The 15,781-nt window shown below is 70.0% G+C and carries 12 protein-coding genes; 6 read left to right on the forward strand and 6 right to left on the reverse strand.

Features of this window, described 5'->3' with window-relative positions:
• Positions 1-27: 27 nt before the first annotated feature.
• On the forward strand, positions 28-759 hold the full coding sequence (locus tag ABZV40_RS35855) for a class I SAM-dependent methyltransferase (protein WP_355452084.1): 732 nt from the start codon (positions 28-30) through the stop codon (positions 757-759).
• Here ABZV40_RS35855 and ABZV40_RS35860 read toward each other — a convergent pair.
• Positions 726-2,237 carry a discoidin domain-containing protein gene (locus ABZV40_RS35860; protein WP_355452087.1) on the reverse strand — a complete coding sequence of 504 codons (1,512 nt, stop codon included), beginning with the start codon at positions 2,235-2,237 and terminating at the stop codon, positions 726-728. The genes ABZV40_RS35855 and ABZV40_RS35860 overlap by 34 nt on opposite strands.
• 205 nt (positions 2,238-2,442) lie before the next feature.
• Between ABZV40_RS35860 and ABZV40_RS35865 the strand changes: the two genes are divergently transcribed.
• The 3 genes from ABZV40_RS35865 to ABZV40_RS35875 all read left to right on the forward strand — a co-directional run bounded on the left by ABZV40_RS35865 (position 2,443) and on the right by ABZV40_RS35875 (position 5,058).
• Positions 2,443-3,267, forward strand: a complete 825-nt coding sequence (locus ABZV40_RS35865) for a sporulation protein (protein ID WP_355452090.1) — start codon at positions 2,443-2,445, stop codon at positions 3,265-3,267.
• Positions 3,268-3,297: 30 nt separating this feature from the next.
• On the forward strand, positions 3,298-3,567 hold the full coding sequence (locus tag ABZV40_RS35870; protein WP_355452093.1) for a GlsB/YeaQ/YmgE family stress response membrane protein: 270 nt from the start codon (positions 3,298-3,300) through the stop codon (positions 3,565-3,567).
• Positions 3,568-3,810: 243 nt separating this feature from the next.
• Positions 3,811-5,058 (forward strand): SGNH/GDSL hydrolase family protein, encoded by a 1,248-nt coding sequence (locus ABZV40_RS35875; protein WP_355452095.1) that lies wholly within the window; start codon positions 3,811-3,813, stop codon positions 5,056-5,058.
• A 54-nt stretch (positions 5,059-5,112) separates the two neighbouring features.
• On the opposite strand, the gene ABZV40_RS35880 is transcribed toward ABZV40_RS35875, so the two are convergent.
• The 5 genes from ABZV40_RS35880 to ABZV40_RS35900 are packed head-to-tail and all read right to left on the reverse strand — an operon-like array spanning position 5,113 to position 12,226.
• Complete coding sequence (locus tag ABZV40_RS35880; protein ID WP_355452098.1) at positions 5,113-6,120, reverse strand: endo-1,4-beta-xylanase; 1,008 nt, start codon at positions 6,118-6,120, stop codon at positions 5,113-5,115.
• Between the two features lie 19 nt (positions 6,121-6,139).
• Positions 6,140-9,130, reverse strand: coding sequence for a glycosyl hydrolase 115 family protein (locus tag ABZV40_RS35885; RefSeq protein WP_355452101.1), 2,991 nt, complete (start codon positions 9,128-9,130; stop codon positions 6,140-6,142).
• A gap of 23 nt (positions 9,131-9,153) precedes the next feature.
• Positions 9,154-9,966, reverse strand: a complete 813-nt coding sequence (locus ABZV40_RS35890; protein ID WP_355452104.1) for a carbohydrate ABC transporter permease — start codon at positions 9,964-9,966, stop codon at positions 9,154-9,156.
• Entirely contained in the window at positions 9,966-10,928 is a 963-nt protein-coding gene (locus ABZV40_RS35895; protein ID WP_355452107.1) for a sugar ABC transporter permease, read from the reverse strand. Before ABZV40_RS35895 ends, ABZV40_RS35890 begins: the two co-directional genes overlap by 1 nt.
• Positions 10,928-12,226 (reverse strand): extracellular solute-binding protein, encoded by a 1,299-nt coding sequence (locus tag ABZV40_RS35900; protein WP_355452110.1) that lies wholly within the window; start codon positions 12,224-12,226, stop codon positions 10,928-10,930. The genes ABZV40_RS35895 and ABZV40_RS35900 overlap by 1 nt, the downstream gene beginning before the upstream one ends.
• Before the next feature lie 130 nt (positions 12,227-12,356).
• Between ABZV40_RS35900 and ABZV40_RS35905 the strand changes: the two genes are divergently transcribed.
• Positions 12,357-13,370 (forward strand): LacI family DNA-binding transcriptional regulator, encoded by a 1,014-nt coding sequence (locus ABZV40_RS35905; RefSeq protein ID WP_355452113.1) that lies wholly within the window; start codon positions 12,357-12,359, stop codon positions 13,368-13,370.
• A 14-nt stretch (positions 13,371-13,384) separates the two neighbouring features.
• Complete coding sequence (locus ABZV40_RS35910) at positions 13,385-15,688, forward strand: glycoside hydrolase family 3 N-terminal domain-containing protein (protein ID WP_355452116.1); 2,304 nt, start codon at positions 13,385-13,387, stop codon at positions 15,686-15,688.
• Positions 15,689-15,781 lie beyond the last annotated feature (93 nt).

Below are 15,781 nucleotides of genomic sequence, written 5' to 3' on the forward strand. Positions count from 1 at the left end.
TGACGATCACTCGACCGAGGAACCCAGATGCCTGACACGTACGCCGGCGCGGCCGAACACTTCGACCTGATCACCAAGCCCCACTGGTCCGCGCTCGGCCCGGCACTGCTGGCGGCGCTGAAGAACGCGGGCGACGGTCCCGTCGCGGACATCGGCGCGGGCACCGGGCTGAGCCTGCCGGTCATCGCGGAAGCCCTGCCGGAGCACGAGATCATCGCGATCGAGCCGTCACCGTCGCTGCGGATCGGCCTGTTCACCCGGCTCGCGGACCACCCGGAGCTCGCCGAGCGGGTCACCGTGCTGCCGAGCACCGTGCAGGAGGCGCAGCTGCCCGACCGCCTCGGTGCCGTGCTCGGCATCAACGTGCTGGGCCACCTGAGTCCCGCCGACCGGGCCGCGCTGTGGACGCGCCTCGCGGCCTCGCTGGCCCCCGGCGCACCCGCGGTCTTCACGCTGCAGCCGCCCGATCGTCCCGTGCGGATCCCGGAAAGCCCGTTCGGACGAGCCGTGGTCGGCCGCCTGCGCTACACCGCGTCCGGGTCGGCCGAGCCGTCCGGGACCGACCAGGTCGTCTGGCGGGTCACCTACCGGGTGCACGACGGCACGGACGTGATCTCGGAGCAGACGATGGAACACAGCTGGTGGACGGTGTCGGAGGACCTGCTCGGCGAGGAGCTCCGCCGAGCAGGCCTCGGAGCACGCCACCACGACGGTCTGGTCGTGGTTCAGCGCTCCAGCAGGGAAACGCTGGTCCGGTAGCCGGAGTCGCCGACGTACGGCACCTGGCGGCCGATGCCGATCGTGACGGAGACGTCCTTCCCGGCGATGTCACCGGTCGGGAAGTAGCGGCTCGGGATCACCCCGCCGGGACACCAGCTGCGCGGGTTGCTCGTGGTGTTGTTGCGGAAGATGCCGGGGTTGCCGTCCGGGCTGTACTGCTCCAGGCTCGCGCAGTCCACCGCGGTGGAGAACGAACCCGCGCGGGTGCCGTTCACCGACACGGTGACGGTGGTGCTGGAGTACTCCTCACCGCCCGCCGCCGAGCCGTAGCCCGCGATCACCAGCGCGATGTCGCCGCGGTTGCCGGTCGCGGTGTGCCGCACCGGGCCCGCGGTGATCGAGTTCGTCGTCTCGCGGACGCCGGAGATCATCCCGGTGACGTCGTGGTCGCGCGCGGTCAGCCGCGAGGAGGAGATCAGCGACAACGAGTACTTGAAACCGATCGCCCTGAACTCGGGGGTGAGCTCGCCGTGCGAGTCGCACGGGTCACCGCGGTACGGGTTCGAACCGCCGCCGATGCCGAGGTAGACGTCCTTCTCCGGGTCCGCGAGCGCACCGGCGTACGGTCCGAGATCGGTGTCCGGGAAGGTGTAGTTCGCCTTGGTGCCGCGCCAGTAGTTGCTGAACGGGGTGATGAAGTCCTGCAGGGTCACCCTCGGCGTGGCCGCGGTCGGCGTGGTGCCCTTCGGCACGGCGACGTAGAAGACCGTGCCGATCCGGTCGTAGTTGTCGCACTGCGCGTGATAGGTGACCCGCGCCCGCAGGTCGTCGCCGATCAACGCCTTCTCCGCGTCGGTCAGCTTCCTGGCGAACTCGGTGCCGCGGTTCCACATCAGCACACCCGCGGGCGGGGTGTAGCCGGCCGGGTCCTCGCTGGTGTAGATGCCGAACTGCGGGATGTGGTCGAACACCGCGATGCTGCCGCCGCCGGGGTCACCGGAACTGGTGCCGAGCACCTCGAACTCGTAGATCCGGGCGGCCTGGTCGGTGCTCTGGGTCGGCGTGGTGACGACGAGCTTGGCGTAACGGGCGCTGGTCGCGGTGATCGGGTGGGTCGTCGTGTTCGCGGTGTTGTCCGTGACCGTCACCGCGGTGGCCCAGGTGGTGCCGTCGGTGGACAACTGGATGCTGAACGCCCTGGTGTTGTAGGTGACCGGCTCACCGCCGGCACCGGCGTGCGCGATGGCGAAACCGGTGACCGACGCCGATGTGCCGAGGTCGACCTGCAGGTACCTGGTGGACGCCGCCGAGCACCACTTGTCGCTGTTGCCACCGGTGGTGCTGCCGTTGACGGCCTTCTCCGGGCCTTCGGTGCTCGCGCACGCGGCGGAGCCGGTCGCCGGTCTGTTCAGGGCCAGGTTGGTGGCCGCGGTCGCGGGCGGTGGGATGACGAGCAGGGAGGTGATGAGCAAGCCAGACGACACGACAGCTCGGGTCGTCTTCAGCTGAATCGTCATGGGTGCCGATGCTGCCGGGCCCGTGCCGGTACGCGGTAGAGCCGTTCGTCTGCCGACCGGCCGTCCACAGTGGACAGGACCGCCACCCGGCGGGGTCGGCTCCAGCCGGGTAGCTGAGGGGTTCCGGACGTCCGGCAGCTGGGAGGGGCGGCCGCGCGCCGGAAGACTTCGGCGCAGACCCACCCCCACCCGAGGAGACAGCGCGATGTTCAAACGGATGCTGAGTGCCTTCGGTGTCGGCGGCCCGTCCGTCGACACCGTGCTGGACTCGCCCCACGCCATGCCTGGCCAGCTCGTCACCGGACAGGTGCGCATCCAGGGCGGCAGCGCGGACACCGAGATCAGCCAGGTCGTGCTGTCGCTCGTCCCGCAGGCCGAGCTCTTCCGGGTGGTCGTGCAGCAGGGGGTGCTGGTGCCGGCGGGTCAGCTGGTGTCGATCCCGTTCGGGCTGCCGATCCCCTGGGAGATCCCGCTCACCGCGGTCGGCGGCACGCGGCTCGCGGGCGTGAACGTCGGCGTGCGAACCGAGCTGCTGATCGCCGGCGCACCGGACGAGGGCGACCTCGACCCGGTGGTCATCAGCCCGTTGCCCTCGCAGGACAAGGTGCTGGAGGCGGTCGGCCGGCTCGGGTTCTCCTTCCGCGGCACCGACGCCGAGGTGCCGCAGAAGCTCTCGTTCCTCCCGCCGGCCCAGTTCACCGGGCGGATCCGCCAGGTCGAGCTGACGTTCTTCACGAACGCGCAGGAGCTGCAGGTCGTGCTGGAGGCGGACCAGCACGGCGGTGACCTGTTCGGGCGTTTCCGGGTCTCGCACCAGGAGGCGCTGGTCACCGACTGGGCCTCGGCGATCAGCGGATGGCTCGCCCAGGTGGCCGAGCGCGGCACCGCGTACCCCGAGTTCGCCGGTCAGCCCGACCAGCGCAGCGGACCCGGCATGGGCGGCGTGCTCGCGGCCGGTGCCGCGGGCGTCGTCGGCGGCGTGGTCCTGAGCGAGATGGCCGACGAGTTCTTCGGCGACGACGAAGACTGATCCCACCCGAGTCACCCCGAGGAGCACCCAGTGGCCATTTCCGGAATCTTCAGCGCGCTGATCATCGGTCTGATCATCGGCGCACTCGGCAGACTCGTCGTGCCGGGCAAGCAACGCATCCCGCTCTGGCTGACCGTCCTGATCGGCATCGGCGCGGCGCTGATCGGCACGTTCGCCGCCACCAAGCTCGGTGTCGCGCACACCCGCGGCATCGACTGGATCGAGCTGATCATCCAGATCGCGCTCGCGGCCGGCGGGGTGAGCCTGGCGGCCGGCCTGTACCGCCGCGAGAAGGTCTAGCCGCCCCACCAGGCACCCCGAGCCCGGCGCGCCTGGTGCTCGATGAAGGGCTCCTTCATCCACCTGACGTGGATGAAGGAGCCCTTCATCCACGTCGGACACCCCTCCTGCCGTGCAGCCCAAAATCGCCGGGCGTTCCCATGCCCGGCAACGGGAAAGCGCTTTCACACGGGTGATTGACGGCCCTGACGGCCCTCCCCTACGTTGCGATTTCGGGATTGTTCTCCGGAAAGGCGGGGGATCATGCGCAGACGTTCACTCCTCGGCGCGGCCGTCGCAACGGTCGCGATGTCCGGCACCAGGACGGCGGTCGCGGACAGCAGGACGAGGTCTCGCCGGGTCAACACCTGGGTGTCCATGCCGCAGCTGTGCGAGCCGGCCAACATGCCGCCACCACCGTTCACTCAGGACAACCTCGTGCTGGCCGACGCGACGCTGCGCCAGACCGTCCGGGTGACGATCGGCGGCCGGCGGATGCGGTTGCGCTTCTCCAACGCCTTCGGTGGCGCGAACCTCCCGATCACGGCGGTCACGGTCGCCCTCGCGACGAAGCCCGGTTCCGGCGCGGTCGAGCCCGGCACCACCCGCCGGGTCACGTTCAACCGGAGGTCCTCTGTGGACATCCCGGTCGGCGCACTGGCCGTGTCCGACCCGCTGGACTTCGCGCTCAAGCCCGGCACGAACGTCACGGTGAGCGTGTACCTCGCCGACGGGCAGGCGTCCAGCTCGATCACCGCGCATCCCGGTTCCCGCACCACGTCCCACCTCCTGGCCGGCAACCACGTCGAGGCGGACGACCTGCCCGGCGCGACGACGACCGACCACTGGTACTTCCTCAGCGGCATCGAGGTCGTCGCCGAGGCGTCCGGGGTCGTGGTGATCGGCGACTCGCTGACCGACGGCCGCGGGTCCACGACCAACGGCAACGACCGCTGGCCCGACCGGCTCTTCGACCGGCTGCAGGCCGAACGCCGCCCGGTCGCGGTGCTCAACCAGGCCGCCGGCGGCAACCGGGTGCTGCACGACGGTCTCGGGCCCAGCGTGCTGGCCCGGCTGGACCGGGATCTGCTGGCGCAGAGCGGTGTCGCGTGGCTGCTGCTGTTCGAGGGCATCAACGACATCGGCACGGCGGCTCCCGACGAGAGCTCCCAGAAGAAGGTCGCCGAGGACCTGCTCGCCGGGTACGAGCAGATCATCGACCGGGCCCACGCGCACGACCTGCCGGTGTTCGGCGCGACGCTGCTGCCGTTCGGGGGCAGCTTCTACGACGATCCCGGCGGCTTCCGCGAAGCGGCCAGGCAGACGGTGAACCGGTGGATCCGCACGAGCCGCCGCTTCGACGCCGTCATCGACTTCGACGCCGCCGTCCGCGATCCGGCCGCACCGCGGCAGCTGCTGCCCGCGGTCGACGTCGGAGACCACCTCCACCTGAACCCGGCCGGTTACCGGGCCCTGGCGGAGGCGGTCCCCACGCGGCTCTTCCGCCAGTAGTGCGTGAGGGGTTCCGGCCATCCCTGGTCGGCCGGAACCCCTCACGACCTCATCTCACGGGTTGATGCGCTGGTACGCGGGCTTGGGCCGCAGGTTCGTGTCGAAGAGGCACGCGGCCCCCTCGCCGGGGAACGTCCCCGGAATCCACGAGTGGCGGTCGGTGTAGCCCCACGTCGTGAACTCAACGCACCGCGAGACGGCGTGGCACGCGTCCCAGATCTGCTTGTAGTAGCTGGCCTGGGTGTTGAGCTTCGCCGCGTCGGCCGGCAGCGGGACGCGCACGTCGGCCTCGGTGATCGCGATGTCGAGTCCCAGCGCGGCGAACCGCTCCATGTTCTGCCGGAAGCTCGACGGGAAGGCGTACTTGGTCGCCAGGTGCGTCTGGATGCCGATGCCGTCGATCGGCACGCCCTGCTGCTTGAGCGCCTTCACCATGTTGTACAGGCCGGTGCTCTTGGCGTTGATGCCTTCGGTGTTGTAGTCGTTGATGTACAGCTTGGCCGACGGATCGGCGGCACGGGCCCAGCGGAACGCGTCCGCCACGTACCCGTCGCCGAGCTTCTGCTGGAAGATCGACTGCCGGCGCGAACCGTCCTCGTTGAACATCTCGTTGACGACGTCCCACGCGCGGATCTTGCCCTTGTAGCGGCCCATCTCGGTGTTGATGTGCTGCTGGGTCGCACTGCGCAGGTCGGCCGCGCTGAGGTTGTTCAGGTAGTTCGGGTACTGGCTGTGCCACACCAGCGTGTGCCCGCGCACGGTCATGCGGTTCTGCTGGGCGAAGTTGACGATCGCGTCGGCGCCGCCCCAGTTGTACTGGCCGCGGTTCGGCTCGACGCTCGCCCACTTCATCTCGTTCTCGGGCGTGATGTTGCCGAACTCGCGCGTGAGCACCGACTTGAAGTCGGCCTCGTTGAGGTTCTGGGCAGCGACCGCACTGCCGACGACCCTGTTGGTGATGCTCTTCAACGGTCCCGCCGCCGACGCCGGCACCGCCTGGCTCGTCGCCATCACGGCCGCCGCCGCCGTGATCGCGAGAACCTGTGGTAAGCGCAACTTCATTGTCGCTCCTTGTTTTTGGCTACAACCTTGTGCTCTCCGGCGGTCCGAGGTAGCTCGGTCGCAGACCGCCGGTGTCCACGACGAGCTTCTGCACGACGACGGTCGGATCGACCATCCAGAACCGGAGCACGTGCGGTCCGGGGGTGAGCACGTGCCTGGTGGCGATGCGGTTGACGTTGTCGGAGGTGATCCGCTCCCACTGCCGGTTCATCAGCGAGTGGTCGGCGCCGGAGGCCTTGATCACGTCGACGACCTGAGGTGTCTCGTCGTCGAACGACACCGCGTACCGCAAGCCCGGTGTGGGCAGGACTCCGGCGCGGGGCGAGAGGTACGCCCACACGGTCACCTCGCCGGAGGTGAACAGCGTCATCCGGTACTCCAGCCGCGGACCGCGACCGGGTTCGCGGGGCGCGGCGGTGACGGGGAACGGTTTCAGGCCCGCGCCGGTCCGGCCGATGCCGGGAATGCGCCGCCACCGCACACCGTCCACCGCGATGTTCGCGCTGTGGTGTTCCGCCTCGATCGAGACGTAACCGTTGGCCTCCATGAACCCCTGCCGCCACGCACGCGGCACTTCGGGGTTGCGGACCACCGCCTCGACGGTGACGGTGCGGCCCGCGCCGGTCACCACGATCGGCACGCGGGTGGTGCCCTTCGGTGCCCGCGACCAGTCGACCGAGACCGTCGTCCGCAGCTGCTTGTCGACCCGGCCGGACGACGGCCGCACCATCAGCCAGGGCACCTCGGCGCGCAGCGTGCAGCCGAACGGCTCGGTGCCCCGGTTGAAGACGTCGACGAACGGCGCGGGCTGACTGGAGAACGGGCTGAGCTCCGGCAGCACCGCAGCGTCCGAAGAGGACGGCCACCACTGCTCGGAACCGTCGATCGCCACGCCCATCTCGGCGCCGGAGACCGGCGTGATCCGCCGCACCGCCGGGAAGATCACGTCCGGCAGTGCGACGTTGTCCTTTTCGGGCTGCTGCCACGGCGCGTTCGGACCGTAGCGGTCCACGTCTCCGTAGTCGATGTGCGGCTGGGTCTGGAAACCCTGCCACTTGCCGCCCGCGATCCCCGTGTTGAACCGCTCGGCCAGCGCCAGGTCGTCGGCGAACCGGGCCTCGGTCGTCGCGGCGAGGTCGTTGGCCAGCACACGGCCCTGCTGCGCGTAGAAGAGGTTCGTGAACTCCGCGTGCCGCAGCTCGTACAGGTTCGCGGTCGCCTTCACCGGGTACAGCACCAGTTCGAAGAAAGCGTCCTGACAGGACTGAGGTACCCGCTCGGCGAGCCGCGACACGCGCTCGCCCAGCCGCCGCCACTCCTCCGTCACGCGGTCCAGCTCGCGGTAGTGGACCAGGCTGAACGGCGTCATCTTGTCGTCGTAGACGATCGCGGTGCCCTCACCGGTGATCCTGCGGTTGAGCAGTTCGGGTTTGCGCCGTGCCTGCAGCGTGCCGTAGGTGTGCAGCACCTCGGCGATCTCCGCGGCCAGGCGCCGGCCGAAGTTCCGCGCGGCGAAGTCGCGTTCCCACTGCGGCACCTGCTCCAGCGGCATCGGCCGCCAGGCCTGGTCCAGGAAGAACTGCGCGGGCAGCTCGTTGCCCTTGAAGTCACCGACGTTGGCCACCCACAACCGCGAGACGCCGTACTGCGCGGCCTGGTCGAGCTGCTCCCACACGTTGGCGAGCACGGACGTGTCGACCCACTTGTAGCAGCGGCCCCCACCGACGTAGTCGAAGTGGTAGTACAGGCCGTAACCACCGGCGCGGGGCGGCAGCGAACGGTCCGGCAGCCGGCACAGGTTGCCCCAGTTGTCGTCCGGGAACACGACGGTGACGTGGTCGGGCGGCCGCAGTCCCTTGTCCCAGTACCGCAGGACCTCCTTGTAGAGCGTCCACACCTGCGGGATCGACGCGGGGTCGCGGCCGGTGACGCGGGCCAGCACCTCCTGCTCGGCGGTCAGGATCGACTGCATCAGCTCGATGCTGTCGCCGTCGGGCAGCTGGGTGTCGCCGTTGCCGCGCATGCCGACGGTGACGACGCCCTCGAAGTCCTCGTCCATCATGCGTTTGATGCCGTCGGCCCAGTACGCCCTGATCGCGTCGGGGTTGCGGCGGAAGCTCCACTCCCCCGTGCCGCCGTACGGGTCGTGACCCGCTGTGGCGTGGCGGTTCCACTCCTCGATGCCGCGCATCATCGGCGCCTCGTGCGAGGTGCCCATGACGATGCCGTAGCGCTTGGCGGTGGCGTGGTTGAGCGGGTCGTCCTCGGCGAACGCGCGGCCCCACACCGCGGGCCACACGTAGTTCCCCTTCAGGCGCAGGAGGGTCTCGAAGACCTTCTCCCAGAAGAGGTGGTTGAAGCCGCCGGGGTGACCGGGCGCCTTGCCGGGACCGAAGTACCTGGGCGCCCACGTGCCCAGCGCCGGGTTCTCGTCGTTGACGAAGATGCCGCGGTACTTGACGAACGGCGTGCCCAGGCTGTGCCGCCCCGCCTGCACGTGCAGCTCGTCGCGGTGCTCCACGGGCACGTCGTCCCACCAGTACCAGGGCGAGACGCCGATGTTGCGGGAGAGGTCGTAGGTGCCGTAGATCGTGCCGCGCGGGTCGCTGCCGGTGATCACCAGCACGCGCCGCCCGCCCGTGCGCACCGTCTCCGTCAGGGAGGTCTCCCACTTGCCGGCGATCCCCTTGACGTCCAGCCGTCCCGCCGCGACCAGCGAGTCCACCAGCGGGCTGCGGCCGAGCGACCCGATCAGCACCACGTCGCCGTCCGCCGGCAACGCGTTCACCAGCGCGGGTTTGACGCCGGTGACGCGTTCGACGTCCGCCTGGAGGTCGCCCGCGACCCGCACGACACCGGGGTGGTCGGCGCCGCTGACCACGAGGGTGGTGGCTTTCCCCTTGGACACCAGGGGAAAGCTCCCCGAACCACCTCGGGTGGACACGTACTCGCTCACCGCGAGCGCGGCCATCAGTTGCAGGAAGTTCCGCCGGGCGAGGGACGAGATCATCGTTGAGCTCCTCCTGGCGAAGGTCAGCCCTTCACCGAACCGGTGAGTCCGCCGACCATGCGGCGTTCGGCGAGCACGAAGAACGTGAGCGCCGGAATCATGGACAACGCGGTGAACGCGAGCACCTTCGCGGTGTCCTGGGTGTGCTCGGACTGGAACATCGCCACGCCGAGCGGGAGCGTGAAGTGGGTGGAGTCGTTGAAGACCAGCAGCGGCAACAGGAAGAAGTTCCAGCTGCTGACGAACGCGAGCACGGACACCGTGGCCAGCGCGGGCCGCGACAGCGGCAGCAGGATCCGCCAGAAGAAGCCGAGCCTGGCCGCGCCGTCGAGCAGCGCGGCGTCCTCCAGCTCGCGGGGGATGGCGTGCATGAACGGCCGCAGGATCACGATCGTGATCGGCAGCGAGAACGCCGCCTCGGGAATCGCGACGCCGAGCGGGTTCTCCAGCAGCCCGAGCTGACGCAACCACAGGTACAGCGGCAGCGTCGCGACACCGAGCGGGAACAGCAGGCCGAGCGTGAACAGCGTGTAGAACGCCTCCCGGCCCTTGAACACGTAGCGGGACAGCGCGAACGCCGCCATGGAGCCCAGCACGACCGCGAGCGTCGTCGCGATCACCGCGATGAACGCGCTGTTGCCGAGCAGCCGCCAGAACACCGGTGAGCTCAGCACGTCCCGGTAGTTGTCCAACACCCACGGGCCGGGCAACCCGGCCGGTGAGGCGTTGATCTGCGCCGTGGTGCGGAACCCGCCCAGCAGCACGAACAGCAACGGCACGACCGTGACGCCGACGACGGCGAACGCGGTGAGGTATCCGACAGCGTTGCGGCGCATCAGCCCACCGCCCCTTCGGTGTCCCGGCGCAGCGCGTACCGCTGGTACAGCAACGCGAACAGGAAGCAGATGAGGAACAGGATCACGGCGACCGCGCTGCCGAACCCGAACTCGTAGCGCTTGAAGCCGTGGTCGATCAGGTAGGTCGCCATGGTCGACGACGCGTTGGCGGGCCCGCCCAGCGTCATGATCCAGACCAGGTCGAACAGCTGCAGCGACCCGATCACCGACAGGAAGATCCACACCCGGATCGTCGGACCCAGCAACGGCAGCACGACGTGCCGGGTGGTCTGCCAGCTCGTCGCCCCGTCCAGCGCGGCGGCCTCGCGCAGCTCGACCGGGATGCCCTGGAGCCCGGCGAGCAGCAGGATCACGCCGAACCCGATGTACTTCCAGGTGATCACGACGAACAGCGTGTAGAGCACGATCCGCTGGTCGGCCAGCCACTGCTGCACGAGCCAGCCGAGGCCGGCGCCGCGCAGCACCTCGTCGACGAACCCGCCCGGCTGCAGCATCAGCAGCCAGATCACCGCGGTCACGGCCTCGGACAGCACGTACGGCGCGAAAACCACCATCCGCAGGAACGTCCGGCCGCGCAGTCGCCGGTTGAGCAGCAGCGCCAGGCCGATGCTCAACGGCAGCTGCACGATGATCGACAGCGCGGCGATGATCAGGTTGTGCCCGATCGAGCCGCGGAACACGTCACCGGAGAAGGCGTCGACGTAGTTGTCCAGGCCGACGAAGTCCGTCAGCGGACCGAAGCCGTTCCACGAGTAGAGGCTGTAGTACACGGCCACGAAGATCGGTACCAGCACGAACCCGGCGAACAGCACCAGCCCCGGCGCCAGCAGGAGCGCGAGCTCGAGTCTTGTGCGCGTGCGGGACCGCCGCCGGGCGCCCCCAGCCGCTGGCGCGTGCGGACTGGGGGCGGTCAACGGCCGCGAACTGGTCGCGGTGCTCATCATTTGTTCCCGGCAGCCGCCTGGCTCACCGACTTCACGATCGTGTCCGGCCCGCCCTGCCCGGCGAAGAAGTTCGCGATCGCGTCGTTGAGCGCCTGGCCGACGTTGGTCGGCATGGCGATGTCGAAGTAGAACTGCAGGTGCGGAGCCTTCGACACGTACTCCGAGATCTTCTTGTGCGTCTCGGTCTTCAGCGCCGCCACGGCGGCCGGGTGCACGGGCAGGCCGGATCCGGTCGCGGCGAGCTTCTTCTGCACCTCCTCGCCGACGAGGTAGCCGAGGAAGTCCGCGCACGCCTTGGCCGCACGCGTGGTGCAGGAGAAGCCGTCACCGCCGCCGAGGACGGAGTTCGGGTCACCCTGGCCGCCCGGCACCGCCGGGAACGGGAACCAGCCGACCTTCGAGTCGAGGTCCTTGTCCTCGGTCAGCGACTGCATGACGTCCGGGTTCCAGTCGCCCTGCAGCTCCATGGCGGCCTTGCCGGTCGCGAGCAGGCCCGCCGAGCTGCCCGCGCCCTGCTGGGCGGGAGTGCCGACGAACCCGTCCTGGAACGGCTTGGTGTCGATGAACGCCTTCAGGTTCTCGCCCGCCTTGGTGAAGCACGGGTCGGAGAAGTCCTTCTTGTCCACCGCGGTCTTCAGCGAGTCGACCGAGCACTGACGGATCGCGAAGTAGTTGTAGTAGAACGCGTCCGGCCAGCGGTCCTTGCCACCGACGGCGATCGGCACCACGTTCGCGGCCTTCAGCTTGGTCACCGCGGCGTTCAGCTCGTCCAACGTGGTCGGTGTGCTGGTGATGCCGGCGTTGGCGAAGACGTCCTTGCGGTACCAGAAGCCCACGGCGTGCATCTGGTACGGCACGCCGTACTGCTTGCCGCCGGACTGCCAGCCCTTGGCCGCCTGGCCGAGCGGGCCGATCCAGCTCTGCGACGCCTGGGTGATGTCGGCGAGCTTGCCGGAGCTGAGCTGCGAGACGAGTGAGCCACCGCCCCACTGCTGGAAGATGTCCGGCGGTGTGTTGCCCTGCAGTGCGAGCGGCACCTTGGTCTGGAACTGCTCGTTCTGCAGCGGTTCGATGGTGAACGAGACGTCCGGGTGGCTCTTGTGGAAGTCGTCGGCTATTCCCTGCCAGATCGACTTCATCGGTTCGGTGGTCCGGTTGTGCCACCACGTGAGGGTGACCGGGCCGTTGGCCGAGGCATCGCCACCCGAGCCGCTGCACGCGGCGAGCAGGAGCGTCGCCGCGGCGGCGAGGGCGACGGACAGTTTCCGCCTGGAATGCATGGTTGCAGAACGCATTGGTCCACTCCTGACGACGTCGGCCGAGTTGGACGGGGCGTGATCGATGCGCGACGGCTAGTGAGAATCCACGCTCGAACCCGCCGTGTCAATCGTTGTCGATAACGTTTTACACGGCTAGCCTGGCCCCGTGCCTCCTCGCTCCCGTGTCACGATCCGTGACGTCGCCGCCGCGGCCGGCGTCTCCGTGGCCACCGTGTCCAAGGTCCTCAACCAGCGCTACGGGGTCTCCGCGGACACGTTCGCGAGGGTCCAGGCCGTGATCAAGGAGCTCGGCTACGAGGCGAGCCTGGTCGCGCAGAGCCTGCGCAACCACCGCACGAACGTCATCGGGATCCTGGTCGCCGACATCGAGCCGTTCAGCACCGAGCTGCTCAAGGGCGCGGCCGATGCCATCCGCGGCACCGGTTTCGAGCTCGTCGTGTACTCGGCGGGCGGCCGCACCGGCGACCCGGAGGGCTGGGAACAGCGCTACCTGACCAGGTTGAGCGGCACGCTGGTCGACGGGGCCGTGCTCGTCACGCCCGCCGTCGACCTGGAAGGCCTGCCCGGCACGCCCGTCGTCGCCGTCGACCCGCACACCGGGCGCGCGGCACTGCCCACAGTGGACTCCGACAACCTGCACGGCGGCCGGCTCGCGACCGAGCACCTGCTCGCCCGCGGCCACCGCAGGATCGCCCTGCTCACCGGCCGTCCCGACCTGAAGTCCGCGCAGCAGCGCGAAACCGGCTACCGCGGGGCACTGGCCAGCGCGGGCGTGCCGGTGGACGAGAACCTGATCCGCCGCGGCGACTACGACGCGGACGTGGCCGCCGCGTCCGCCCGCGAGCTGTTGACCGGACCGGACCGGCCGACGGCCGTGTTCGCCGCCAACGACATCACCGCCATCGCGACCATCGAGACCGCCCGCGAGCTGGGGCTGCGGGTGCCGGAGGACCTCTCGGTGGTCGGCTTCGACAACATCCCCGAATCGGCGTTGTGCACACCGCCGCTCACGACGGTGCAGCAGCCGATCCGGGAGATGGGCCGCCGCGCCGTCACGTTGCTGGTGTGGCTCATCAACGGTGAAGAACCGGCAGACACGCACATCACGCTCGGCACCGAGCTCGTCGTCCGGCAGTCGACGCGCGCGTTGCCATCCTGAGCACTGGAGGATCTGTGACGACCGATGCCACCACGGCCGGCGAGCTCTGGCGCGATCCGCAGGCCGCACCGGCCGACCGCGTGCAGGACCTGATCAGCCGGATGACCACGCGCGAGAAGGTCGCGCAGCTCTACGGCATCTGGGTCGGCATCGAGTCCGGTGGAGAAGTGGCGCCGCACCAGCACGATCTCGCCGTGCCGCTGGACTGGGACGAGCTCGTGCAGCACGGTCTCGGTCAGCTCACCCGCGTGTTCGGCACCCGTCCCATCGCACCCGAGGTCGGCGCGCGCAGCCTCGCCCGCACCCAGCGGGAGATCATCACGCGCAGCCGGTTCGGCATTCCCGCGGTGGTGCACGAGGAGTGCCTCACCGGGCTCGCCGCCTGGCAGGCCACCGTGTTCCCGTCCCCGCTGTGCTGGGGCGCGAGCTTCGAGCCGGACCTGGTGCGGCGGATGACCGAGCAGATCGGCAGGTCGATGCGCCGGCTCGGGGTGCACCAGGGCCTCGCGCCGGTGCTCGACGTGACCAGGGACCTGCGCTGGGGCCGCGTCGAGGAGTCGATCGGCGAGGACCCGCACCTGGTCGGCCTGATCAGCAGCGCGTACGTCGCCGGGCTGGAGTCCGCGGGGATCGTCGCCACGCTCAAGCACTTCGCCGGTCACTCGGGCTCGCGCGCCGGGCGCAACCTCGCGCCGTCGTCGATCGGGCCGCGCGAGTTCGCGGACGTGATGCTGCCGCCGTTCGAGATGGCGCTGCGCGCGGGCGCGCGGTCGGTGATGAACTCCTACACCACCAACGACGGCATGCCGGCCGCCGCCGACGCGGGACTGCTGACCGAACGGTTGCGCGAGCGGTACGGCTTCACCGGGACCGTGGTCGCCGACTACTTCTCCATCCCGTTCCTGCACAGGCTGCACGGCGTGGCCGCCGACCGCGCGGACGCCGGGATCCAGTCGCTCACCGCGGGCATCGACGTCGAACTGCCCACTGTGGACTGTTACGGCGAACCGCTGCTGGCCGCGCTCGACGCCGGAACCGTCGACGAGGCGCTGGTCGACCGCGCGCTGGAACGCGTGCTGCGGCAGAAGCTGGAGCTGGGCCTGCTCGACCCGGACTACAGCCCGGAGGTCTCCGGCGAGGAGATCGACCTCGACGACGCGGAGTCCCGCGCGGTGGCGCGGCAGCTCGCCGAGCGTTCGATCGTGTTGCTGCACAACGACGGTCTGCTGCCGCTGACCGGCAGGCGCCGGGTCGCGGTGGTCGGTCCGCGGGCGAACGACGCCGGCGCGGTGATGGGCTGCTACTCGTTCCCGTTGCACGTCGGCGTGCACCACCCGGACGTGCCGATGGGCATCGAGGTGCCCACGGTGCTGGAGGCGCTGCAGGCCGACCACGACGTCGTGTTCGAGCTGGGTTGCCCGGTGCTCGGCGGCACCGACGAGGAGATCCAGGCCGCCGTCGAGGCCGCCCGCGACGCGGAGGTCTGCGTCGTCGTGCTCGGCGACCAGGCCGGCCTGTTCGGCGCGGGCACGTCCGGCGAGGGCTGCGACGTCACCGACCTCAAGCTGCCCGGCAGGCAGGAGGAGCTGCTCGAAGCGGTGCTCGCGACGGGCGCCCCGGTGGTGCTGGTGCTGCTGTCCGGCAGGCCGTACGAGCTGCACCGGCAGATCGACCGGCTCGCCGCCGTCGTCTGCGGCTTCTTCCCCGGCGTGGAGGGCGCCACCGCGGTCGCGAACGTCCTCAGTGGACGGACGAACCCGTCCGGCCGGCTGCCGGTGAGCTTCCCCGGTGCCGGCACCAGCCAGCCGTGGACCTACCTCACCGCGGCGCTCGGCGCGCGGACCGAGGTCAGCAGCGTCGACCCGACGCCGCTGTTCCCGTTCGGGCACGGGCTTTCCTACGCGCCGGCGACCTGGGTGACGGCGGGCTGCGAGACGCGGGAGTGGGCGACCGACGGCACCTGCCGGGTGCACGTGGTGCTGCGCAACGACCACGAGGTCCCGACCACCGACGTCGTCCAGATCTACCTGCACGACCCGGTGGCCGAGGTCGGGCGGCCCGTCCGGCAGCTGATCGGCGCGCTCAAGGTCGACCTCGCGCCCGGCCAGACCCGCACGGTCAGCGCCGAGCTGCACGCCGACCTCACCGCCTACACCGGCAGGGCCGGGCACCGCCAGGTCGACCCCGGCGAGGTCGAGCTGCACGTCGGCACGTCGAGCGCGGCCGTCCACGCCACCCTGCGGCTCACTCTGACCGGACCGCGCCGCGAGGTCGGGTTCGACCGCGTCATGACCCCCACCTTCACCGTGACCTCCTGAATGATGAACGGCGCATTCGTCCCCGTGTGTTGGTCGAATTCGCCGGTGATGGGGGGTGTTGGCGGGCCCCCCCCCCCACCCCGCAGCGCCGGG

Origin of the sequence: Lentzea sp. NPDC004782 (assembly GCF_040609115.1) — a bacterium.
Classification (GTDB): Bacteria; Actinomycetota; Actinomycetes; order Mycobacteriales; family Pseudonocardiaceae; genus Lentzea.